Genomic DNA, 22,111 nt, shown 5'->3' on the forward strand with positions numbered 1-22,111 from the left:
AGGGCCTGACGACGAGCCAACTTCGTCAGGCCGTCATTCATGCTCGCCAGAAGCTCGGCACATCAAAGCGTCGCACCTGCAAGGTGGTCGGAGGATCATTACGACTACGAATTGGATGGTCTTCGCACTGTTTTTCAGATCGATGAAAAGGAACTCGACCCCCTCAAAGATGTATCCACAAATATTTCCGTCAAATGGTACAGCGGGGCATGAAATCAAACACTTGAAGCAGTCGGGTTTACGCAGTTCTCCCTGGCCGGTTCTGGATTTCGGGCTATGATAAGTTAAATTTTTCTAAGCCTTTGGTTTTACAAAAAACCCGATATTTTGACTTTGGTGCACCAAGGTAAAATACGTCGACACTGATGTTCCAAATAATCCTATTTGCGGCATATGGTCTTTTGCAGCTTAATGTGTTTGAGGCTGCGGTGTGCGATTGTGATTGCTTTGCGCTGAAAGTGGACAATCCAATGGTGAGTGTGCGTTCTGAATCGACCGCATAATTGGCTGAACCAACTTGATTTGTCCCTTGCTAAGCTTGGCGAACGTTCAGTTCAGACATGATGTACAATAAAATGGAAATTGCGCCTATTGCTGGACTGACGTTGAGCCTGACTTGTTTTGGGATCGCGTTGCCGTTTCTATTGGCGTCTCACCAAAGAATTGGCGGTAGGCGACTGATGTCCGGCCAAGGTGACTAAACCCGGCTTCGCCGATGAGTTTTGAAACGACACCTTTCTCATAGGTGCTTTCCAGCAGAAGTGACCTTAGCCGATGTAGCTGGACTATCGACTGGAACTTGCTTGGACCAACACCAAGTTGTTTTTCAAAAGCCAAAAAGAGTGCCCGCCGCGATACCCCAAGTTCGCGACAAAGCTCTTGAACCGTTAGTTTTGTGCCACATGGGTTTTCTGAAAAATACTCTTCGGCTGCCACAACGGTCTTCCATTGACTATGGCCAGCCTTTTCTGCGGCAATTTGTGGTTCGGCACTGTAAAGAAATTCACCTGCCAAGTTTTCGAGGCTCTCGAAAATGTCATTCAGCATCCAAGCATCTGTCCCATCCGCGGTCGTTTGTTTGTGGCAAAGCCACATCTCAATGCATCGGGCATAAGCATTCAGAGCGTCGGATCTGGACAGGCGGATGGGTGCTTTAAACGTTGCCCATCCACGCTTCTCGACCTGTAACCATGGAACTTCCAGCATGTAAATCTGAGTACCAGCTTCGGCTACGTAGTCATATTCCGTTGGCTTTTGTCCATGCCAACACCCCATGAACGGACCCTCGTACAGGGTTCCCTGAAATCGAACCGGATCACCATTTGGCAAGAACAAACCGTAGAAGACTGTACCGCTATGTTGAACCTCTTGATAACGTATGCGCGAATAAACTGCTTCAGAGTGAAGACCAAAACCATTGTATTGGGCACTGCGCCAATTCAGCTTTGGTCCTTGGGGAGATAACACCAGCGCTTCGTATTGAACGTCATTGTAGCTGGGCAGGTCTTCCACTGAACGTATTGTTTCGGACAGGAACATAGCGTCTGAGTTAACTCACATTTCGTACGGCTCTAGCAGCAGCACAATGAAATTCAATTATTCATAATAGTTTGCACGATTCGGATAGCCAGGTTTAAACTCAGGTTACACTATCGATCTCGAATTTCGAAAATCTGCCACATCCTCGGAGTGCCTCATGAAAAAGCTAACACTTTCCATTGCTGCGCTATTGATATCGTCAACCGCTCTGTACGCGCAGGCCGCCGATCTGGTCTTTACCAATGCTTCAGTACTTACCATGAATGACGATGCGCCGACGGCGCAGGCCGTTGCGGTCACGGGGAACCAGATAAGCTATGTTGGCGATGTCTCAGGAGCAGAGGCGCTGATCGGCGATAACACCGAAGTTCTGGACTTGGGCGGGGATACCCTGTTGCCGGGCTTTGTGTCAGGCCACGATCACATCGTTGCATCAGGCTGGACGACACGCGGTGTCAGCTTGTTTGGAATTGAAACACTTGAGGAGGCCTTGGCCGCAATCAAGGAGTATGCCGATGCGAACCCTGACGAGGAGTTGATACTCGGCTATGGGTTCAATCAAGTATCGTATGGTGGATGGCCCACAAAAGAAGATCTGGATTCTGTGGTGCCCGACCGTCCGGCTTTTATCCTCGACTTCACAATCCACGATATTTGGATGAACTCCAAAGCTTTCGAAGCGGGTCAAGTCAGTCCTGACGAAGAGGATCAGGTGCCGGGCGTTATGTTCTGGCAGCGTGACGCGGAAGGCAACCAGACCGGTATCGGCATCGAGTTCCAGTGGGCTGCGGCATTTCGAAATGCAGGCGCTTGGGACCCGGCAGGTGAAATTCCTGACATTCAGAAAAACCTCTACGATCAGGCCGTCAAAACCGGAATTACAGCCGTTCACGTGCCTCTGATGGCTATGCCGACAGTTACCGATCTGTCTCTTGTGAAAGATGACGAAAAACTCGCGCTGGCCCACCTACACGAACTGGAAAAGAACGGTGAGCTAACGATCCGCACCTTTGTTGCGACGGGGTTCAAGGACCCGACCGCCACTGCTGACGAAATCGTAGAACACACACTCGAGTTACGCGAGCAATACGACAGCGACATGCTGCGCATCTGGGGCATCAAAATCCATCCAGAAGGGAACTGGAGTTCAAAGACGGCCTGGATGCTGGACGATTACGCCGATGGGTCTGCAACGCGCGGTGCGGCTGCCATTGAAGGCCCAATGATAACTTCGGTCTACCTGCAGGCCAATCAGAACGGACTTCCGGTGGGCACTCACGTCGATGGATCACAAACAGTGCGCAACACGGTAGACGCGATCATGACCGCGCGCGGAGCGGGCTATGACGTTCCAAACAATCTGTTGCACCACTATTTCTGGGTATCTGATCAGGACCACGAGACTGTTATCGAAAACGAGATCATGGTGAACACGACCCCACTTTTCCACGTTGACTGGGAAGCACAGGATGTAAACGCATTGGACTTGTTGGGGCGCGCTAAGGTCGAGGCGATTTTTGCCCGCTATTCCTCGCTGATGGCATTGGGGCACAACGTGTCGATTTCTTCGGATGTGCCATCCGCGCCGATTGATCTGATCGGTCCGCTCCTGAACGTTGAAATTGCGATGACCTTGCAGGATCCGCTTAATCCGGACAGCAAACCGTTCCCGTTGTCACGCAAACCGGCCTCATTGGAAGAGTCTTTGAAAGCAATCACAATCTATCCTGCGGCTCAGCAGGCGATGGAGGACAAAATAGGCTCCATCGAAGTGGGCAAGTATGCTGACCTCGTCGTTCTCGATCAGGACATTACTGCAGTCGAACCGCGTGAAATCTCGAACATCAAGGTGTTAGGCACGCTTATGGATGGGCGGTTCACGCATCGGGACGGCATTTGACTTTGAGGACAGTTGAGGCTGGGGGCGCACAATGCCCCTCGCTATTTTAGAAAGGAAGCCAGAAATGAGACGACTGGCCCGATGCACAGCAGCCTTACTAGCCGCAATCCTTTCAATGGTTGCTCATGTGCAAGCAGAAGAAGTCGCTTTTATCGCCATACTGAACGTTCCCGCTGAAAACGCACAGGCTTTTGATGCATTGGCCAACGATATGGTTGAGGCATCTGTCACCGATGACGGGCTTTTAGTTTACGAATTCGCCCGAGTTGGCGAGACGGTGTACGGCTATGAACGTTATGTGGATGCGGCTGCCCACGCCCGGCACGAAGCCTTGATCGAGTCCTTCATTCCGCAGTTGGTTGATTTGGCGCAGTTCGAGAAGATTGTCACCCTATCGCAGCTTACGGATGACCATCAGGAACTGTTCCGAAGCATTGGGGCAGAGATTGGCCAACCAATTGCCGCTGCAGCGCAAGGGCCATCCAAATGAATGCGCGATGGCAAAGAAGGCTCAGAGAAAATCTAGAGAAAAATTTAAGCGGAACTCTGGAGCAAATGACGAAATGCCGACTTTGCACTTGTGCTGTCTTATTCGCTGGGCTGATGAGTGTTCAAGCCAATGAAGCTCAAGCTTGTGACGCGGCTTGTCAGGCAGCGCGGAAGGCCGCGAACCCGCTTGCGGACACAAAAGCGCTGATCACCGATAACACAATCGCTTTCAGGACCGGGACGAACGACGACGACAGTTACAACTTTCAGCTACAGCCCGTCTATTCAGTTCCCCTGACAGACGCCACCTTAGTGCTTCGGGGAATTGTTCCGATTCAAGGTGTCCAGCCCGGAGCCGTGTTGCCGCCTGGAATTGTCGACCCCTCCGAAGAAGACGATTTGACCTGGGGCATCGGCGATTCAACCGTGCAGGCATTTTATTCACCTACGCCGGGAGAAAGCGGAATCGCACTGGGCTACGGCCTGCAAGTTTCCCTGCCAACGCACACGAATGACGCCTTGCAAGGTGCAGGTTGGGGCGCTGGTCCTGCCTTTGTCATGTTTGGGCAAACAGGTGATCTGTCGTGGGGTGGCGTCATTGCCCATATGTGGGGCGAGAACGATTTCAACGTGACCATCCTTCAACCTATTTTGAACTATGGTTTGGGAGAGGGTTGGTACGTTGGGTACAACAACGTCGTTTCGTACAACTGGAATTCCGCAAGCAATGACGAAGCATGGGCAATTCCATTGGGTTTGACGGCTGGAAAAACGTCCATCATCAATGAAGCCAAAGGCACCGCTATGGATGTCAGTGTGGGATACTACACTCTAGAGCGCAAACCTGACGGCGGGCCGGACAGACAACTTAAATTGGGTTTGTCGTTCTTTTTTTGACGGGCACTTTTGAAGCATGATTCGAGAGACTGCTTTTAGCGACTGGGTGCAACAATAACGCGGGAGTGAACGATCCCTTGTATAGTCGACCTTGGCCGAAACTTGGCTGCGTCGCAACTAAGAGGAACAACTGGAGCTCTGAAATGACAAGCAACCTGATCGCTCTGGCAATTACAGTTTTTGCGTTCGCACACATTCAAGCTGCTCAGGCAGAGGTTGCCCAAGGCCCACAAGAATCTGCTGCCCAAACGTCTCCTTCAGGGGCGAAGCGTTTTGATGTGCCTGAGCGCTTACTTGATTTGGCTATTGCTCCAAACTCCACAGCGTTAGATGAAGCTATTCAGGAACATGTTGCGGTTAGCTGGCGTGATTTGAAGCCAACCCTAAAGTCTCTGGAAACCCCATTTGAAACGCTGCCAGATCCGTTGTTGAACGCTATGCGAACGCAAGTTCGTTGGCGAACATCCAGTACCAGTGAGCGCTCTGATCCTGATCTAATTAAAGAATACAAGGCGGCCAATGGTGTTCTGGCCGCAAATGAAGTCGACGTAGAAAAGCTAATGCTAGAGCGCCGAAAAATCATTGCGCAAAACAACTCAATCGGGCGCGGTCCAAATTTAGAAAAACTGGGCACGACAATCAGGCTACCCGGGTACATAGTACCACTGACAATCGATGGAGGAACTGTAACCGAGTTCCTGTTTGTCCCGGTTGCAGGTTCTTGCGTTCATACACCTTCGCCGTCACCCAACCAGATCATTCATGTTGATTACCCAAAGGGCGTCGAATTTAAATCGATATTCGATGCATTTTGGATCGAAGGCGAACTTCTAGCCGAACGCAGATTCAGCGATGTTACATTCTACGACGGCCTAGCAAACGTAGAATCCATATATAAACTCAACGCGCATTTTGTTGAAGCATTCACCTAGTGATTTTGGAGTCTCCAATTCGTTCAAAACTCAGGTGTTGGGTCGCATTTGAGACGTTTGGCCATGTGGAAGACTATGCACAAAGGCGGACCGAAGGCCCCATTTGGCTGAGACCGGAAATTTCGACTATTGTGCCCAACTAACTATATTGCGCTTGTAGGATCCTAGCGCTGCATTTTTTGAAGGGCCGCTCGCATTCTTTCGGTCAGAATGTGATATCAGTGAATTTAAATTAACCCGCCCTCTAAGGATTGGGTAAAGTCGGTGGAAGGCAATGCAATTAGCCGAGCTCAGTGTCTTTCTGCTGGGATAAGATGCGATAGACCGACGCACGTCCTATTCTCAACTGCTTGGCGATTTGAGTCGCTCCTGCGCCCGCTTTGCGCAATGCAAGAACCTCCATCGACTTGGCTTGAGCAGTTGGTTTGCGGCCTTTGTATTTGCCAGCCGCTTTGGCCTTCAGTTATCGACGAAAGCCACGTTGGTCGCGCATGTCATTTTGTTGGAGAATACCTCCGTCACCATGCCTACCGGGCCTATGGCGCAGCAAAGGTCCCGCCAGAGGTTGAGGGGGCGCAGTCTATTGCAAATGTGATCCGCTCCGAGGGTCTGAAGGTCTTCAAGGCGCGCGATATCTATAATCGTCGTCGGTCAGGCCTGACTAAATCCCGGCAGGTGAAAGAGGCGCTGGCGGTTCTGATTGAAGCCGATTGGTTGAGAGAGGTTAGGTCAGCAACCGGCGGAAGCCCGAGTGTAGATTACGCAGTAAATCCCAAGTTGGGGGCCGACAAATGAGCAGGTGGCTAGACATAGCGCGCAAGGCCAAGGAACAACCCGGCTCTTATACCGGCACCCAGCAAGAACCATTAAAAAGGGGTGGGGAAAAACCAGAACATACCTTTTTGCTGGTTTCTAATGGGTGCCGGGTAAGCGGCGATGAGTTGAGGGAGCCTCCCCATCCCGACCACTCACCACCTGAACGGCAGCACCCAGAATCAGGGCCAGCGCCTGACAAGGTCGGCGTGGGCGGCAGGCCTGTCACATGGACCGGCAAGGTAGTCAGCCTGGATGAATGGCGGAGCCTGTCAGATTGGGAACGGCACGGCCCGAACAGCAAGGTGTGGAATGGAATTACACAACAATGGGAACAGGAAACATGAGCAGCTACGAGAACCGTAATAACTGCACCAATACGGACGATAGAAACCCCGACGGCACGTTTGCGCCGGGCAACTCAGGACGGCCACATGGTGCACTGCACAGGGTCACAAGAGCGGTTTAGGAGCTGCTTGAGGGCCAATCCGAAGCAATCACGCAAAAGCAGTGTCGATTGCAGGCGGCGAAATTGCCGACGTTTTCAATCTAGTTTGCCCGATGCTTGCGCTTCATCAAGCCCAGACCGGCCAAACCAACAAGGAAAAGTGGTAAAGAACCGGGAAGCGGAACAGGTGCCAAAGGCGGAACATCGTCACCCACCGTTCCTTCTCGTGCCAACAAAACCCCACCGTTCGAGAGGAATGTGAGATCAAGCAAGTACTCCGAGAGTTGGCTGGAAGTCGCTAACACCGAAAAGTCGGTCAGGGAGGTCACACCGAAGGCTTCAAATAGGTCGTCCGAAAATGCGGTCTCACCGGAACCCAGTGTCAAAGACAACCCAGTGCCGTCAAATACTTGAAGTCTAAAGTCCATCGGCAAGGTTTCTCCAAATAGTGGCGAGAATCCAATTGAATCTATGCCGCTCCCTAGCAACAGTGAATAGTCGTACAAAACTCCAACCAATGGATCGAAGCTATAAACTGTTTTTGGTGTAGCATTAGCTAAGAAGAAAACATCCCTGTTTTCCGCATTCGGAGCGACATCTCCTAGAGAACTTAGTGGAATATTCAGTGGTGCGATTGGCTCATTGTTTCGTGTTTCATCAACTAGCCCATTTGTCACAGCCTCATCGATGGTCATGTCAGATCCGCCTTTGTCAAATCCTTCGACGGAAGCATCGAACCCACCAGGATTTGAGTTCGGATTTATTTCCTGGGCGCGTGTTAGCTCGTCTAGCCCCACAAAATCTGCAACAGCCTTAACCGCGTTGTAACCGGCAACGGCAGCCGGATTCTGCAGCACAACTTCACCTACAAAGTCATCATATCCCGGCGGGATTGGATCTCCGTTAACGTAGGCGTTCAAGACTTGCCTACCGATGTAATTTCTCACAAAGTACTCGGCATCTCTGAGGTTTTCGTCTGTAGAGTTTCCCGGCAATTCCCGCTCGTTGACAATTGCGGAAAGTGCACAGCCAGCTCTCTCTATGTTGCTGAGCCCAGAGATACAGCTGCCAAGCTTGTCTTTTACAATGGCATGGTAAGCTTTCGTTCGTAGTGCCCTTAGGCGAGGGTCTTCTCCTGTAATGAGCCCTGAATAAAACCCAGACTGAGTTATTCTATATTCCCCAGTGTCCAAGTTTATATTGCCGGAAATCGAACTCGTCCCCGTTTCCACCTCCCGATAAACTTCGCCACCAACGCAACATAAGTTGATTTGGTTTGTGTGGCTTGCGGATCCGTTTAACGCACCAGATTGAGTGTAACTTCCGGAGAAGGCGGTATCATAAATTTCGTCGGTGTAGTTTGGGACTGGATAGATTTCTCTTGATGCACCAGATATCGTACCGTCATTTCGAAAAGTTAATGTCCCGTCTGGGATGTCAATTGTAAGTGCGTAACTGGAATTGGCGAAAAATACTGTTACTAGAAAAACAAAGAGTCTCATTGCCCCCCCTGTAGAAACCGATTAATCCTTTTTTTGCAATCGCCTAAGGTTATCACAGGAAGCGAAAATACTCAAATTACCCTTTGTTATTGCTTGTTTTTGGTTGGTTCTTTTCTCAGAAGCTCTGATACTTGCCAGTGCTTGATGGGCAGTTAACTAGACTTTCGTTAACGGTGTTTGACAAAAGGCCGGGCCAAAGAGGTTTTGAAAATCCAGGTGTGTCGGTCACGGGTGTAGAACGAGTTTCACCTTCACCTGTCCATCGTCCCGCGAGCGCTCCCTTACTTATTGGTGGTGTAGGATTTCTTACCTTTAAGCGTCGAAAGAAGGGTGCTAGCAGTAGCTTGCCCGCTTGAGCCGTGATTTGGCTGCTGCGGTCTCTAAATGCCTGTACCTGCCACCACTGTACCGCGCGCAGTCTAGGGCGTGCCCTGCGGCGATAACAGCGGCCCCTACGTCCTGCCCATCCGCATAACATACACCCACCCAGCGGTCATAGGTGCGCTCTCCGTTCAATTCGCAGGAAATCGATTTGCCGCGAAGGTAATTGACCATCCACCGCTTGGCGTTCTGACCGGATCGGGTGCCCAGCTCAGGAGCATCTACCCCGTTCAAGCGAACAGGTGTGCCATCAACAACAATGGTGTCAGCATCGCGGACATGGAGGGAACCTGCTGCGGCAGACGTGGCAAGTGAAAGGACAGCGGCGGCAAGAAAGTGCTTCATCAATCAGGGGATCGCTCAATAGGAAAGGCTTGCTGTCGAGGTATGCGGCTAAACTCTCGTTAGCAACCCATGAGTGCTGAATGAGTATTCCTCTTTCTTCCCAATTATGACGTGGTCATGAATCTGAATGCCCATGGTATTGCAGGCGTCCAGAATGCGCTCGGTCATGAGAATGTCTGAGTTGCTAGGGGTCGGATCACCTGATGGGTGGTTGTGAACCAGGATAAGCGAGCTTGCATTCAATTCCAATGCGCGTTTGACAACCTCGCGCGGATACACCGGCACGTGGTCAACCGTTCCCTTGGATTGTTCCTCATCGGCAATAAGAACGTTCTTTCGGTCGAGATACAGAACGCGGAATTGCTCGGTTTGCCGCAAGATGGCTGCGCGTGGACGGCGGGAGCGCAGAGCAGATTGATTTTCTGATATAACGGGACGCCGATCCAGGCGATTTGACGGTTACGCTTCGTCTCGCGGCGGCGGGTTTCTTAGGAAGTGGTCTTGTACTGCCCCATTTAATGCCGCTGTAAAAAACATTGAGAACACCCTTGCAGTTTGCCGAAAAGCAGCAAGTGTTGCCGTGTACTCCACGGCTTTCATTCGCTGTTGAGGCGTGGCCTCTTCATTCTGAGCGACCTGTGCTAGATACTCGTCAGCATCGAAATATATGTATTCTTCATCAGTTGGCATGTTGGCTCGTTGAATATCAATCAAAAGCCTCTGCCGCATAGTTTTGAGGCCAAACCAATTTAGACACGCTGTCACCAGCGCATCCTTTAAGTTGAAGACAATGGGTCCAAATACCAACACTGCCAAGAAAAACGCGAAAGTAAGAAGTTGCTCCGTTCCCCCGAGAAGATTGGTAATCATCCAAGCCAAACAGACGTTTAAGAGCAGGTTAACTAGACCTCGAACAAACAGGCCCATCCAAAGAGAGCGCGGCATAAATATCTCCAAGTTGAAACAAGCCGAAGCTACGCACCCAAAGCTCGATTCTGCAGTGGCGCAAAGGCGTCTAGCTGGAACAAATTGTTCCACCAAGAGGCCGCAGCACGAAAAGCAGTTCGCGACCGAAACCGCTGAAGTGACGGGAACAACCCGGCAACAGGTTAATCGGGCAGTATCGCGGGCCGAAGGCGTCACGCAGGAAGCCAGAGTACGCTGAGCGACTGAAGTCCAAGGTGGGGCCAATTGTTCCACCGCGTCACAAATATAGGATCAGCCCACGTTTCGCCCCACAGGCCCCTAATATGCCCGTCAGGCACATTAAGCCGATATCGGCCCCGGTGCGCCCTGCCAGACGCTTTCACGGTCCTGTGGCGCGCTTATTCCGTAGCGGCGGGTGCAGTTTCCGTATCAGTAGCCGGTGCGGTTTCTTCGGTAGCCCCATCCTCGCCGCCTGACCTCATCATTGAAAAGACCAACGCAAGAGCAAGGATCGCAACTGCAATTATCACGTAGTTTTTGTTCATATCTATTCTCCCAGCGCGGTGAACGGATCGAACAGCGGCTGACACCTATGGCTTCAAGCCGTCCTCAGCTTCACAGGTGCCGTGATTGAAAGCTGTTCGTATTGATCGACCGCCGACAGATATTCTTTGAGCCGTTTGCCTTCGTCTGTGTCTGGTTCAGATCCCCACAAGTATTCGATTTCCCGCAAAGCGGCACGGTACTCGGTAAGGGTGCGGACAATGGTCATGGCAATACCTCAAAGAATAAATCAATGTTGAGGGCATACCTGAAAAAGCGCGATTCTGATAGATAGCTAACCTAGGCGAATATCAGTGCGTCATTGCCGAGCGTGCGCCGCTGTGGAACACATCCCGTGTAGCGGATGTAGCGGGGGGTCAGGTTCAAATCCGAGTTTTTCGGAATTCCCCGAATAACTGATACCGACGACACGGCAACACCGGTTAATACCAGCCCTGATAATACAGGTGAAAACAGGTAAAACTGGATTGCCAATCCACATTTAGCGCGGCCCCAGCTTGAAAAACAATCAAGTGGCCTTTCCTCACATCTGAGGATTGGTGGGAACAGTTGGCCCGCCAGAGTTTCGCGCGAAATCTGCACAGATTGTGATCCGCCCGAATACCCTCAGTCAGATTGAGTCTATTCGCGGCGGGCTAAAGTGGGTCCACTGTTCCCGCTTTCTAGCGGTGAATAGCGGGGCCTCCCCAGAAAAAGGAAAGCGTTTATCCAAGTCCGCCCAATAGTAAAACTCTAACCTTTCAGCCCTCGCTGGTTTCACCCTTTTCAGCGGCTATTTGGCGTTCTTGTCGGATCAACGGCCCAGCACCACGTAGATGCGGCATGCGCCAAGACAGCCCGCCAGATGGGTTGCGCATGTAGTGTCCGCGCACCCAATGAGTCCGGCGGCGTATCGGATCTGCGTGTCGCCATGGATCACGAAGCCAAGGCCAAGGAAAACGCGGAAAAGCGCGACCTGATTGCCAAGGCGAAAGGCCGGTTCGTCTCTGTCACCTTCACCAAGAAGGACGGCACACCGCGCACCATGCGTGTGCAGCCTGCTACCCTGCGCCAAAACGTCAAAGGCGATGCAGCATCGAAAGCCGCCCGTACGGCCATTGAGACCCGCGCACGTCGCCACCCTCACTTGTTGGCGGTTTGGGACACTGAGGCACAGGCCCCGCGCTCTGTGAACCTTGCCACCGTATCCCGGATCGCCGCTGACGGGCACGTTCACCACTTCACTCAATAGGAGGGCCGTAGATGGCTACCCAAACCAAAATGACCCGCGACCAGATGCAATCCGAAGCCTTGGCTATTCAGAGTTTGCTAAATGCATCGATGGCGCTGCGTTCAGTCCCTGATCCTGACGATGAGACCATGACGCTTATCGAGATGGCACACGCCCGCGCAGTCAAGCTCAACATCGCTTTGGACAGCGCAAACGCCTACGTGAACGTCTGAACCACACCCGTGCCACCCTACCGGAGACCGCCCTTGATACGGGCGGTTTCGTCGCTCCAGTCAAATGGCCGCTCTGAGCCCAAAACCACAAATTCCGCGTGCCGCATGAATGACGCTTTGGAAGGTACCTGCTGCCAACATGCACTCGCTGCCAGCGGTGCCTCGGCAGAAAGACCGCACGAACCTCAGTTCAACCGTTTGGTCGCCCCGCCGCCACCAACATTCAGGCAGTCCGGACTGAAATAGAGCCCGCCGCTACTGAACTCCGACAGGATGCCCTGTTTGCCGTTCATCGTGTGGTAGTTCCAGTCCTTCAGGGATTGCTTCCCGGAATAGACCCGTTTTGTAGCGCCTCCGCCGCCCAGATTGTAGCAGGTTGGCGAATAATAGATGCCCCCGCCATTAAACCGCGTGATGACTCCACCCAGAGGACAGGCGATTATGTCTGTCACTCTCTGCCTGCCACCGTACACGCTGACGTAAGGTGCACCCCCTGCCGGATCGGGTGAATAGGCCAACTCGCCCCGTGTCATTTCGATCCGAACTTTCCCTCCCTGACAGTCGAGTGTCTTATACCGGCTGTAGCTCTGGGCATGGGCGGTACTTCCGGCAACAGTGAGCAAACCGGCAATGAAATATGTTGTATACGAATTGAGTAGCATGATGACGCACTCCATTTTGGGAAAGCTTGATTTTATCACATCTGGCCCGTTCGCTCAAAAGTTGCGCCTTTTCACGCGGGCGGCGTCTGGGCGAGGTGTAACCGAAGCTCTCATGAAACTTGGAAGTATCCACATTGCCTGAACATCGTGCCAGAAGCCGCGCCTGGCAGCGCACGGGTTATCGGAAAGCGGGCATCGGGAAGATTGAGTAGAATGGCGGCTCTGTCCGCAAAGAGGACATTGGCGTGTGTGTATCCTGCCGATGCTTCACTGAAAGCAGTGATACAGTCACCGTTTTATAACGGGGGATATTCGAAACGGTCGATGGTGCAGTGGATCAGAATTAACACAACACTGATCAGCGCGAGAATGTGATACAAAATGTGATACAGGAATTCATTGCGGAAATCGGTGGCCAGTGCGGTTTTCCTTCGAAAACAGTCTGTTATGCAGCATATTGAGATGGGATATGGTGCCCAGGAGAGGACTCGAACCTCCACGTCCATACGGACACTAGCACCTGAAGCTAGCGCGTCTACCAATTCCGCCACCTGGGCAGGTGTCGTGGAGGGGCGTTTAAGCCTACTGGCGGGGGGCGTCAACAGGATTCGGGAAGTTTTTTGAAAGTTTTTTGACCCATGCCTCAAACACTCCGGAAACCGACGGTTTTTTCCCGGATGCGCGGCGTTATTGCGCCTTGTTTGCCGGGGCTTTGGGCGGTAGATCGGATCAAGATCCATCAGCAGGAGCCCTCGCATGTCCAAACTGGTCACGATTTACGGCGGATCGGGATTTGTCGGTCGTTACATCGCACGTCGCATGGCGAACGAAGGATGGCGTGTGCGGGTCGCGGTACGCCGCCCGAACGAGGCGATGTTTGTCAAACCATATGGTGTGGTCGGTCAGGTCGAACCCATTCTGTGCAACATCCGCGATGATGCCTCGGTGGCTGCGGTGATGCACGGCGCGGACGCGGTGGTGAACTGCGTCGGAGTGTTGAACGAACTGGGCAAAAACGCATTTGACGCCGTGCAGGCCGAAGGGGCCGAGCGGATCGCGCGGATCGCCGCGGAACAGGGTGTTGCGCGGATGGTGCATATTTCGGCCATCGGGGCGGATGCCGAGGCCAACAGTGAATATTCCCGCACCAAGGCGCATGGCGAGGCTGGCGTGCTTTCGCATATGCCGAACGCCATAATCCTGCGACCCTCGGTCATTTTCGGGACCGAGGATCAGTTCTTTAACCGATTTGCAGGCATGACCCGCATGGGGCCGTTCCTGCCACTGGTCGGTGCGGACACCAAGTTTCAGCCGGTTTATGTAGATGATGTGGCCAAAGCCGCCGTTAAGGGCGTACTGGGTCAGGCTGAGGCCGGTATCTATGAGCTGGGCGGGCCCGAGGTGAAATCCTTCCGCGCATTGATGCAGCAGATGCTGGGCGTGATCCACCGCCGCCGTGTCATCATTGGCGTTCCGTTCTTTGTGGCTAAGGTTATGGCGGGCGTGCTGGATATCGCGAAATTCGTCAGCTTTCAGCTGTTCCCGAACCATATCCTAACTCGCGACCAGCTGAAGAACCTGCGCCGCGACAATGTGGTGTCCGAGGGGGCCAAGGGCTTTGACGATTTGGGTATCGAACCGGCCACGCTGGAATCGGTGTTGCCGGATTACCTGTGGAAGTTCCGCCCGGCCGGTCAGTATGACGACATCCAGAATTCGGCCGATAACCTGCGGACCTGATCAGCTGTAGGCGATCAACAGCAGAATTGCGCCCAGGATCACGCGATAGATCACGTAAGGCGTGAAGCTGACGCTTCGCAGCAGGCGCATCATCAGGGTCAGCGCCAGCAGGGCCGAGACAAAGGCGAAAAAGGCGGCAATCGCGCTGTCTTTGGCCAGCTGCGCATCCGCTTCACTGATCACATCCGCCGACAACAACACGCCCGAGGCCAGAATCGTCGGGATCGACATCAGCATCGCGATGCGTGCGCCATCTTCGCGGCTATATCCCAACTGCCGTGCGCCGGTGATGGTGATGCCTGACCGCGAGGTGCCCGGAATCAGCGCCAGAACCTGCCACAACCCCATGATCATGGCGTCGCGCAGGCCCCAATCGCTGGCCTGTTTGGTCTGCGGCCCTTTCTGGTCCATCCAATACAACACCAACCCGAAACCCAGCATGGTCCAGCCAATTACAGCCATTGAGCGCAACGACTGGCTAAGACCGGTTTTAAACAGGATGGCACCGACGATGACGGTGGGAATGGTTGCAATGATCAGTCCCATCGCAAGCCGGGCCTGCGGGGTATCGACCCGCCCGGTCAGTGCGCGCGGCAGGCCGGAGACGGCCTGTTTCACGTCGGACCAGAAGTACAGGATCACAGCGCCCAGAGTGCCCACATGCACGGCAACGTCGATGGTCAGCCCCTGATCGTCCAAACCGGTCAGGCTGGGCAGCAGGATTAGATGGCCCGACGATGAAATAGGCAAAAATTCGGTGATTCCCTGAATAATTGCCGCGAGAATCAGTTGAAAAAAACTCATTTAACCTGCCGTGCCGCCGTCACGTATTCTATGATGCAATGGGTATAAGTGTGGTGCCAAAAAGGAAAGCGCGGAAATAGGTCCGATTCGGTACTAAAAAACTGAATATTTTTCATCGATTTCGGTTTTTGGCTCAAAGTTTTTCAATTTAGGTCAGCATAATTGACTTTTCATCCGAAACCTTATCTCTTAAAGAAGTCCGACCAAGCCAATTCATGGAGTCTGACCCGTGGCCAAGCAACCGATGCTGAAATTTGTGCAGATCGACCGCGTCATGCCTGAAAAGCGTGCCGCCGATGCGCGCAAAGAAGATTTTGACGAAATCTATGCTGAATTCGCGTCGGCCAAGGCGGAAGAACAGGCCAGCCGCTGTAGTCAATGTGGTGTGCCCTATTGTCAGTCGCACTGCCCGCTGCACAACAACATCCCCGACTGGCTGCGCCTGACCGCGACCGGCCGTCTGGAAGAGGCCTATACGACCAGCCAGGCCACCAACACCTTCCCGGAAATCTGTGGTCGCATCTGCCCGCAGGACCGTCTGTGCGAAGGTAATTGTGTGATTGAACAATCCGGCCATGGCACCGTTACAATCGGCACCATCGAAAAATACATCACCGACACGGCCTGGGACAAAGGTTGGGTAAAGCCGGTTATCCCCGCGGCTGAGCGCAGCGAAAGCGTCGGCATCATCGGTGGCGGCCCCGGCGGTCTGGCTGCGGCGGATATGCTGCGCCAGGCTGGCATTCAGGTCACCGTTTATGACCGATATGACCGCGCGGGCGGTCTGCTGATGTACGGCATTCCGGGCTTCAAGCTGGAAAAAGACATCGTGCAGCGCCGCAATGACCTGCTGGCTGATGGCGGGGTCGAGTTCGTTCTGAACTGCGACGTGGACGCCGAAAAGTTTGCAGAAATCAACGCCAAGCATGACGCGGTGATTATTGCGACCGGTGTTTACAAGTCGCGCGACCTGTCCATGCCGGGCAGCGGTCTGAATGGCATCGAGAAAGCCATCGACTTCCTGACCGCATCGAACCGCAAAAGCTTTGGCGACGCCGTAGAGGATTTCGACAATGGGCGCCTGAATGCCGACGGTAAGAAAGTTGTCGTGATCGGCGGTGGTGACACGGCGATGGACTGCGTACGGACCTCGATCCGTCAGGGTGCGACCTCGGTCAAATGTCTGTATCGCCGTGACCGCGCCAACATGCCGGGCTCGCAGCGCGAAACGCAAAACGCCGAGGAAGAAGGCGTAGTGTTCGAATGGCTCAGCGCGCCCAAGGGCTTTACCGGGGACGACAAGGTCTCGGGCGTGATGGTGCAGAAGATGCGTTTGGGTCAGCCCGACGCCTCGGGCCGTCAGGCGCCTGAAGTGATCGAAGGTGCGGATTACGTCGAAGAGGCTGATCTGGTGATCAAGGCGCTGGGATTCGAGCCTGAAGACCTGCCCACCCTGTTTGGTCAGCCCGACCTGCCCGTGACCCGTTGGGGCACCGTAAAGGCCGCGTTCCAGACCGGCGAGACCGAGATGGAAGGCGTCTATGCCATTGGTGACATCGTACGCGGTGCCTCGCTGGTGGTCTGGGCGATACGTGACGGCCGCGACTGCGCCGATGCGATCATCGACCGGTTCAACGCCAAGGCTGCCATCGCAGCCGAGTAAACCAACGCCCAGCGACAGGAGGGTTCGAATGCCCGAATTGCAAGGCCAATGCATGTGTGGCGCGGTCACCGTGACCGCCACCCCGGCGAAGGACTCGCTGGGCGCATGTCATTGCGACCAATGCCGTCGCTGGACCAGCTCGATGCTGGTGACGTTTCAGGCCGAGCCCGGCTATGCCGCTTTGGGCCCGGTCAAAACCTATACCTCGTCCGAATGGGCCGAGCGTGCTTTTTGCGCCGAGTGTGGCTCGGCCCTTTGGTACCGGGTCACCGCGCCGGGCGAGATGCACGGACACACTGAAATGGCAGCGGGCCTGTTCGAAGACACAGGAAACCTGCTGCAACTGGAACTTTTTATCGACAAAAAGCCCGATGGGTACGCGTTCGCAGGTGAACGCAAGCAGATGACCAAAGCCGAGGTCGAAGCCATGTTTGCCCAGCCGGAAGAAGGAGACAGCCAATGACCAAATATGATGCCGATTGGGTGCGGGCCGAGGAAGCCAAGCGCAAATGGATGGCACAAAACGGTCTCTATTCCGAGGAAGAAGAGCATTCCTCCTGCGGGGTAGGCCTTGTTGTATCCGTTGACGGCAAGCCGTCGCGCAAGGTGGTGGATGCCGGGATCGACGCGCTCAAGGCGATCTGGCACCGGGGTGCTGTGGACGCCGATGGCAAGACCGGCGACGGCGCCGGTATCCATGTGCAGATCCCGGTTCCATTCTTCTATGATCAGATCCGTCGTACCGGGCACGAGCCTAATCTGGATGAGCTGATCGCAGTTGGTCAGGTCTTCCTGCCCCGCACCGATTTCGGCGCGCAGGAAAGCTGCCGGACCATCGTGGAAACCGAAGTTCTGCGCATGGGCTATTACATCTACGGCTGGCGCCACGTGCCGGTGGATGTCACCTGTCTGGGTGACAAGGCCAACGCGACCCGTCCCGAGATCGAGCAGATTCTGATCTCGAATTCCAAAGGCGTGGACGAAGAGACGTTTGAGCGCGAGCTGTATGTCATCCGTCGCCGTATCGAAAAGGCGGCCGCTGCTGCGGGCATTTCCGGTCTCTATCTGGCGTCGCTGTCTTGCCGTTCGATCATCTACAAGGGCATGATGCTGGCCGAGCAGGTTGCGGTGTTCTACCCCGACCTGATGGACGAACGCTTTGAATCGGCGTTTGCAATCTATCACCAGCGCTATTCCACCAACACCTTCCCGCAATGGTGGTTGGCGCAGCCGTTTCGCATGTTGGCGCATAACGGTGAGATCAACACGCTGAAAGGCAACATCAACTGGATGAAAAGCCATGAGATCCGCATGGCGTCGGGCACCTTTGGTGACTATGCCGAGGATATCAAGCCGATCATCGCAGGCGGTTCGTCGGATTCAGCCGCATTAGACTCGGTTTTCGAGGTTCTGGTGCGCGCAGGCCGGTCGGCCCCCATGGCGAAAACCATGCTGGTGCCGGAAAGCTGGTCCAAGCAGGCGGTCGAGCTGCCGCAGGCTTGGCGCGACATGTATTCCTACTGCAACTCGGTGATGGAGCCGTGGGACGGCCCCGCAGCGCTTGCCATGACCGATGGCCGCTGGGTCTGCGCCGGTCTGGACCGGAACGGCCTGCGTCCGATGCGCTATGTCGTGACTGGCGATGGCCTGGTCATCGCGGGGTCCGAGGCCGGTATGGTGCCGATTGATGAGGCCAGCGTAACCGAAAAAGGCGCGTTGGGTCCGGGTCAGATGCTGGCCGTCGATATGAAAAAGGGCAAGCTCTACCGCGATACACAGATTAAGAACAAACTGGCCCGTGCGCTGCCCTTTGGCGAGTGGGTCGGCAAGATCAACGATTTGGACGTCACGTTGGCCGAAGTGGCCGAAGCGCCGATCTTTTCGGGTGAAGAGCTGCGCAAGCGTCAGATTGCGGCTGGCTATTCGATTGAGGAACTGGAACAGATTCTCGCGCCGATGGCCGAGGACGGTAAGGAATCGATTGCCTCGATGGGGGATGACACTCCGTCAGCGGTTCTGTCCAAGCAATACCGCCCGCTGAGCCATTTCTTCCGCCAGAACTTCAGCCAGGTGACCAACCCGCCGATCGACAGCTTGCGTGAATACCGCGTGATGTCGCTGAAAACGCGATTCGGTAACCTGAAAAACGTGCTGGACGAAGACAGCAGCCAGACCGAAATCATCGTGCTGGAAAGCCCCTTTGTCGGCAACGCGCAGTGGGACAAACTAGTCGAAAACTTCGGCTCTCCGCTGGCTGAGATTGACTGTAGCTTTGAGCCCGGCCGAGGTGCACTAAGCGCCGCTTTGTCCCGTGTTAGAGCCGAAGCAGAAGAGGCCGTGCGTTCGGGCGCTGGGCATCTGGTGCTGTCCGACGTGAACTCGGGCGAGGGTCGCGTAGCGATGCCGATGATCCTGGCGACCAGCGCGGTTCACTCGCATCTGACCCGCCAGGGGCTGCGGACCTTCTGCTCATTGAACGTGCGCTCGGCCGAATGTGTCGACCCGCATTACTTTGCCGTGCTGATCGGCTGTGGCGCGACAGTTGTGAACGCCTATCTGGCCGAGGATTCGCTGGCCGACCGCATTGGTCGCGGCCTGTTGGATGGAACCCTGACCGAAAACGTGGCTCGTTTCCGCGAGGCCATCGATCAGGGTCTGCTGAAGATTATGGCCAAGATGGGCATCTCGGTGATCTCGTCTTATCGCGGCGGTCTGAACTTTGAGGCCGTCGGCCTCAGCCGTGCCATGGTTGCTGAATACTTCCCGGGCATGACCAGCCGGATTTCCGGTATCGGTGTCACCGGTATTCAGACCAAGGCCGAGGAAATCCACGCTAAAGCCTGGACCAGCGGTCTGGACGTGCTGCCCATCGGTGGTTTCTACAAAGCGCGCAAATCGGGTGAGACGCACGCGTGGGAAGCGACCTCGATGCATATGATGCAGATGGCCTGCAACCGCGCCTCGTACGAGCTGTGGAAGCAGTATTCGGCCAAGATGCAGTCGAACCCGCCGATCCACCTGCGCGACCTGATGGATTTCAAACCGCTGGGCAAGCCAGTGCCGATTGAAGAGGTCGAATCGATCACCTCGATCCGCAAGCGGTTCGTGACCCCGGGCATGTCGCTGGGCGCGTTGAGTCCCGAGGCGCATAAGACGTTGAACGTGGCGATGAACCGTATCGGCGCGAAATCCGACTCGGGTGAAGGTGGTGAAGATCCGGCGCATTTCGTGCCGGAACCCAATGGCGACAACCCGTCTGCCAAGATCAAACAGGTGGCCTCGGGCCGGTTCGGTGTGACCGCCGAATACCTGAACCAGTGTGAAGAGCTTGAGATCAAGGTCGCCCAAGGTGCGAAACCCGGTGAGGGTGGTCAGCTGCCGGGCATGAAGGTCACCGACCTGATTGCGCGCCTGCGTCACTCGACCAAGGGTGTTACGCTGATCTCACCGCCGCCGCACCACGACATCTACTCGATCGAAGACCTTGCGCAGCTGATCTATGACCTGAAACAGATCAACCCGCGCTGCAAGGTGACTGTGAAACTGGTGGCGTCCTCGGGCGTTGGCACGATTGCCGCCGGTGTGGCCAAAGCAAAAGCGGATATCATCCTGATTTCGGGTCACAATGGTGGCACGGGTGCCTCGCCCGCGACCTCGATCAAATATGCTGGTCTTCCGTGGGAGATGGGCCTGACCGAGGCGCATCAGGTTCTGGCGATGAACAACCTGCGCGACCGTGTGACCCTGCGGACCGATGGTGGCCTGCGCACCGGTCGTGACATTGTCATGGCCGCGATGATGGGGGCCGAGGAATACGGTATCGGCACCGCCGCGCTGATTGCGATGGGCTGTATCATGGTGCGTCAGTGCCAGTCGAACACCTGCCCGGTTGGCGTGTGTACGCAAGACGAGGACCTGCGCGCCAAGTTCACCGGCAACGCGGACAAGGTCGTCAACCTGATCACCTTCTACGCGCAGGAAGTGCGCGAGTTGCTGGCTAGCCTCGGCGCGCGTTCGATTGATGAGATCATCGGCCGGGCCGATCTGTTGGCGCAGGTCAGCCGTGGGTCCGCGCATCTGGATGATCTGGACCTGAACCCGCTGTTGATCACCGTCGATGGTGCTCAGGACATCGTTTATAACCGCGACAAGGATCGCAACGTGGTGCCGGATACTCTGGATGCCGAGATCGTGCGTGATGCGGCGCGGTTCCTTAAGGATGGCGAAAAGATGCAGCTGTCCTACGCGGTGCAGAACACGCACCGGACCGTAGGCACCCGCGTTTCCAGCCACATCGTGCAGAATTTCGGGATGCGGAACACATTCCAGTCCGATCACCTGCATGTGAAACTGCAAGGGTCGGCCGGTCAGTCGCTGGGGGCTTTTGCCGCGCCGGGTCTGAAACTGGAGGTGTCAGGTGATGCCAATGACTATGTTGGCAAGGGCCTGTCGGGCGGCATGATTGTCGTTCGTCCGCCGCAGGTCAGCCCGCTGAAGGCGGATGACAACACCATCATCGGCAACACAGTCCTGTACGGCGCCACCGATGGCTACCTGTTCGCCGCCGGCCGCGCAGGTGAGCGGTTCGCGGTGCGCAACTCGGGCGCCACGGTGGTGATCGAGGGCTGTGGTTCCAACGGCTGTGAATACATGACCGGCGGTGTTGCGGTGATCCTGGGTGATATTGGTGCCAACTTTGGCGCGGGCATGACGGGCGGTATGGCTTATCTGTACGACCCCGAAGGCAAGGCCGAAAAGCTGATGAACATGGAAACGCTGGTGACCTGCCCGGTGGCCGTCGACCATTGGGAAGAGCAGCTGAAATCGCTGATCGAAACCCATCAGGTTGAAACCTTTAGCCGCAAGGCAGCCGACATTCTGCAGCACTGGGATGTTGAAAAAGCCAACTTCCTGCAGGTCTGCCCGAAAGAGATGCTGAACAAGCTCAGCCATCCTCTGACCAACGAGGTTGAGGCGGTTCCAGCGGAATAAGCCGGTATCAGACCCTGAACAAGAAAACCCGCGTGTCTCAGAAAACACGCGGGTTTTATCATTTTTAGCT

Annotated in this window: 20 protein-coding genes, 1 tRNA gene and 1 pseudogene; 11 read left to right on the plus strand and 11 right to left on the minus strand. The window is 54.8% G+C overall.

From position 1 onward, the window contains the following. Positions 1-588: 588 nt before the first annotated feature. A complete protein-coding gene (locus tag ACR0ER_RS22450) occupies positions 589-1,539 on the minus strand; it encodes a helix-turn-helix domain-containing protein (protein ID WP_480770810.1) in 951 nt (316 codons plus the stop codon). A gap of 157 nt (positions 1,540-1,696) precedes the next feature. Between ACR0ER_RS22450 and ACR0ER_RS22455 the strand changes: the two genes are divergently transcribed. From ACR0ER_RS22455 to ACR0ER_RS22470, 4 genes are all read left to right on the plus strand, one after another. Further along, positions 1,697-3,439 carry an amidohydrolase gene (locus ACR0ER_RS22455; protein ID WP_480770811.1) on the plus strand — a complete coding sequence of 581 codons (1,743 nt, stop codon included), beginning with the start codon at positions 1,697-1,699 and terminating at the stop codon, positions 3,437-3,439. A gap of 31 nt (positions 3,440-3,470) precedes the next feature. Then, the gene (locus tag ACR0ER_RS22460; protein WP_480770812.1) at positions 3,471-3,929 is read left to right on the plus strand and encodes a putative quinol monooxygenase; all 459 of its coding nucleotides are present in this window, start codon (positions 3,471-3,473) and stop codon (positions 3,927-3,929) included. Beyond that, complete coding sequence (locus ACR0ER_RS22465) at positions 3,926-4,825, plus strand: hypothetical protein (protein WP_480770813.1); 900 nt, start codon at positions 3,926-3,928, stop codon at positions 4,823-4,825. Before ACR0ER_RS22460 ends, ACR0ER_RS22465 begins: the two co-directional genes overlap by 4 nt. A 143-nt stretch (positions 4,826-4,968) precedes the next feature. After that, a complete protein-coding gene (locus tag ACR0ER_RS22470; RefSeq protein WP_480770814.1) occupies positions 4,969-5,757 on the plus strand; it encodes a DUF3299 domain-containing protein in 789 nt (262 codons plus the stop codon). A gap of 280 nt (positions 5,758-6,037) precedes the next feature. Here ACR0ER_RS22470 and ACR0ER_RS22475 read toward each other — a convergent pair whose 3' ends face one another. Then, positions 6,038-6,160 (minus strand): helix-turn-helix domain-containing protein, encoded by a 123-nt coding sequence (locus tag ACR0ER_RS22475; RefSeq protein ID WP_480770815.1) that lies wholly within the window; start codon positions 6,158-6,160, stop codon positions 6,038-6,040. Between ACR0ER_RS22475 and ACR0ER_RS22480 the strand changes: the two genes are divergently transcribed. Next, positions 6,145-6,552 (plus strand): hypothetical protein, encoded by a 408-nt coding sequence (locus tag ACR0ER_RS22480; RefSeq protein ID WP_480770848.1) that lies wholly within the window; start codon positions 6,145-6,147, stop codon positions 6,550-6,552. The two genes, ACR0ER_RS22475 and ACR0ER_RS22480, sit on opposite strands and share 16 nt — an antisense overlap. A 567-nt stretch (positions 6,553-7,119) precedes the next feature. Here ACR0ER_RS22480 and ACR0ER_RS22485 read toward each other — a convergent pair. From ACR0ER_RS22485 to ACR0ER_RS22510, 6 genes and pseudogenes are all read right to left on the minus strand, one after another. After that, complete coding sequence (locus ACR0ER_RS22485; protein ID WP_480770816.1) at positions 7,120-8,520, minus strand: hypothetical protein; 1,401 nt, start codon at positions 8,518-8,520, stop codon at positions 7,120-7,122. 333 nt (positions 8,521-8,853) lie between these two features. After that, positions 8,854-9,246, minus strand: coding sequence for a thermonuclease family protein (locus ACR0ER_RS22490; protein WP_480770817.1), 393 nt, complete (start codon positions 9,244-9,246; stop codon positions 8,854-8,856). Between the two features lie 48 nt (positions 9,247-9,294). Further along, positions 9,295-9,687, minus strand: a pseudogene (locus ACR0ER_RS22495) (JAB domain-containing protein); the annotation flags it as partial. An 18-nt stretch (positions 9,688-9,705) separates the two neighbouring features. Continuing rightward, the gene (locus ACR0ER_RS22500) at positions 9,706-10,191 is read right to left on the minus strand and encodes a hypothetical protein (protein WP_480770818.1); all 486 of its coding nucleotides are present in this window, start codon (positions 10,189-10,191) and stop codon (positions 9,706-9,708) included. A gap of 380 nt (positions 10,192-10,571) precedes the next feature. Then, positions 10,572-10,718 (minus strand): hypothetical protein, encoded by a 147-nt coding sequence (locus ACR0ER_RS22505; RefSeq protein ID WP_480770819.1) that lies wholly within the window; start codon positions 10,716-10,718, stop codon positions 10,572-10,574. 53 nt (positions 10,719-10,771) lie between these two features. Beyond that, positions 10,772-10,945 carry a hypothetical protein gene (locus ACR0ER_RS22510; RefSeq protein ID WP_480770820.1) on the minus strand — a complete coding sequence of 58 codons (174 nt, stop codon included), beginning with the start codon at positions 10,943-10,945 and terminating at the stop codon, positions 10,772-10,774. 636 nt (positions 10,946-11,581) lie between these two features. Between ACR0ER_RS22510 and ACR0ER_RS22515 the strand changes: the two genes are divergently transcribed. After that, complete coding sequence (locus ACR0ER_RS22515; RefSeq protein ID WP_480770821.1) at positions 11,582-11,968, plus strand: hypothetical protein; 387 nt, start codon at positions 11,582-11,584, stop codon at positions 11,966-11,968. Positions 11,969-11,979: 11 nt separating this feature from the next. Further along, on the plus strand, positions 11,980-12,180 hold the full coding sequence (locus tag ACR0ER_RS22520) for a hypothetical protein (protein WP_480770822.1): 201 nt from the start codon (positions 11,980-11,982) through the stop codon (positions 12,178-12,180). Between the two features lie 185 nt (positions 12,181-12,365). Here ACR0ER_RS22520 and ACR0ER_RS22525 read toward each other — a convergent pair whose 3' ends face one another. Both ACR0ER_RS22525 and ACR0ER_RS22530 read right to left on the minus strand, forming a co-directional pair. Next, on the minus strand, positions 12,366-12,842 hold the full coding sequence (locus tag ACR0ER_RS22525) for a hypothetical protein (RefSeq protein WP_480770823.1): 477 nt from the start codon (positions 12,840-12,842) through the stop codon (positions 12,366-12,368). A gap of 470 nt (positions 12,843-13,312) precedes the next feature. Then, positions 13,313-13,399: transfer RNA gene (locus ACR0ER_RS22530), tRNA-Leu, on the minus strand. A gap of 199 nt (positions 13,400-13,598) precedes the next feature. Here ACR0ER_RS22530 and ACR0ER_RS22535 point away from each other — a divergent pair. Next, the gene (locus ACR0ER_RS22535; RefSeq protein ID WP_480770824.1) at positions 13,599-14,582 is read left to right on the plus strand and encodes a complex I NDUFA9 subunit family protein; all 984 of its coding nucleotides are present in this window, start codon (positions 13,599-13,601) and stop codon (positions 14,580-14,582) included. On the opposite strand, the gene ACR0ER_RS22540 is transcribed toward ACR0ER_RS22535, so the two are convergent. Continuing rightward, positions 14,583-15,386, minus strand: a complete 804-nt coding sequence (locus tag ACR0ER_RS22540) for an undecaprenyl-diphosphate phosphatase (protein WP_480770825.1) — start codon at positions 15,384-15,386, stop codon at positions 14,583-14,585. A gap of 229 nt (positions 15,387-15,615) precedes the next feature. Between ACR0ER_RS22540 and ACR0ER_RS22545 the strand changes: the two genes are divergently transcribed. The 3 genes from ACR0ER_RS22545 to gltB are packed head-to-tail and all read left to right on the plus strand — an operon-like array spanning position 15,616 to position 22,041. After that, entirely contained in the window at positions 15,616-17,049 is a 1,434-nt protein-coding gene (locus ACR0ER_RS22545; RefSeq protein ID WP_480770826.1) for an NAD(P)-dependent oxidoreductase, read from the plus strand. A gap of 28 nt (positions 17,050-17,077) precedes the next feature. Then, positions 17,078-17,512: a GFA family protein gene (locus ACR0ER_RS22550; RefSeq protein WP_480770827.1), complete on the plus strand. Its 435-nt coding sequence runs from the start codon at positions 17,078-17,080 to the stop codon at positions 17,510-17,512. After that, positions 17,509-22,041 carry a glutamate synthase large subunit gene (gene gltB / locus ACR0ER_RS22555; protein ID WP_480770828.1) on the plus strand — a complete coding sequence of 1,511 codons (4,533 nt, stop codon included), beginning with the start codon at positions 17,509-17,511 and terminating at the stop codon, positions 22,039-22,041. Before ACR0ER_RS22550 ends, gltB begins: the two co-directional genes overlap by 4 nt. The last annotated feature ends 70 nt before the right edge of the window (positions 22,042-22,111 follow it).

It is taken from the genome of Ruegeria sp. CH8 (genome assembly GCF_056536985.1).

Coding starts and splice junctions, on each gene's coding strand:
- ACR0ER_RS22460 (WP_480770812.1), top strand. CDS start 3,471: ATGCCCCTCGCTATTTTAGAAAGGAAGCCAGAAATGAGACGACTGGCC.
- ACR0ER_RS22525 (WP_480770823.1), bottom strand. CDS start 12,842: ATGCTACTCAATTCGTATACAACATATTTCATTGCCGGTTTGCTCACT.
- ACR0ER_RS22540 (WP_480770825.1), bottom strand. CDS start 15,386: ATGAGTTTTTTTCAACTGATTCTCGCGGCAATTATTCAGGGAATCACC.
- ACR0ER_RS22490 (WP_480770817.1), bottom strand. CDS start 9,246: ATGAAGCACTTTCTTGCCGCCGCTGTCCTTTCACTTGCCACGTCTGCC.
- gltB (WP_480770828.1), top strand. CDS start 17,509: ATGACCAAATATGATGCCGATTGGGTGCGGGCCGAGGAAGCCAAGCGC.
- ACR0ER_RS22500 (WP_480770818.1), bottom strand. CDS start 10,191: ATGCCGCGCTCTCTTTGGATGGGCCTGTTTGTTCGAGGTCTAGTTAAC.
- ACR0ER_RS22455 (WP_480770811.1), top strand. CDS start 1,697: ATGAAAAAGCTAACACTTTCCATTGCTGCGCTATTGATATCGTCAACC.
- ACR0ER_RS22550 (WP_480770827.1), top strand. CDS start 17,078: ATGCCCGAATTGCAAGGCCAATGCATGTGTGGCGCGGTCACCGTGACC.
- ACR0ER_RS22485 (WP_480770816.1), bottom strand. CDS start 8,520: ATGAGACTCTTTGTTTTTCTAGTAACAGTATTTTTCGCCAATTCCAGT.
- ACR0ER_RS22480 (WP_480770848.1), top strand. CDS start 6,145: ATGCAAGAACCTCCATCGACTTGGCTTGAGCAGTTGGTTTGCGGCCTT.
- ACR0ER_RS22475 (WP_480770815.1), bottom strand. CDS start 6,160: ATGGAGGTTCTTGCATTGCGCAAAGCGGGCGCAGGAGCGACTCAAATC.
- ACR0ER_RS22470 (WP_480770814.1), top strand. CDS start 4,969: ATGACAAGCAACCTGATCGCTCTGGCAATTACAGTTTTTGCGTTCGCA.
- ACR0ER_RS22510 (WP_480770820.1), bottom strand. CDS start 10,945: ATGACCATTGTCCGCACCCTTACCGAGTACCGTGCCGCTTTGCGGGAA.
- ACR0ER_RS22465 (WP_480770813.1), top strand. CDS start 3,926: ATGAATGCGCGATGGCAAAGAAGGCTCAGAGAAAATCTAGAGAAAAAT.
- ACR0ER_RS22520 (WP_480770822.1), top strand. CDS start 11,980: ATGGCTACCCAAACCAAAATGACCCGCGACCAGATGCAATCCGAAGCC.
- ACR0ER_RS22515 (WP_480770821.1), top strand. CDS start 11,582: ATGGGTTGCGCATGTAGTGTCCGCGCACCCAATGAGTCCGGCGGCGTA.
- ACR0ER_RS22535 (WP_480770824.1), top strand. CDS start 13,599: ATGTCCAAACTGGTCACGATTTACGGCGGATCGGGATTTGTCGGTCGT.
- ACR0ER_RS22450 (WP_480770810.1), bottom strand. CDS start 1,539: ATGTTCCTGTCCGAAACAATACGTTCAGTGGAAGACCTGCCCAGCTAC.
- ACR0ER_RS22505 (WP_480770819.1), bottom strand. CDS start 10,718: ATGAACAAAAACTACGTGATAATTGCAGTTGCGATCCTTGCTCTTGCG.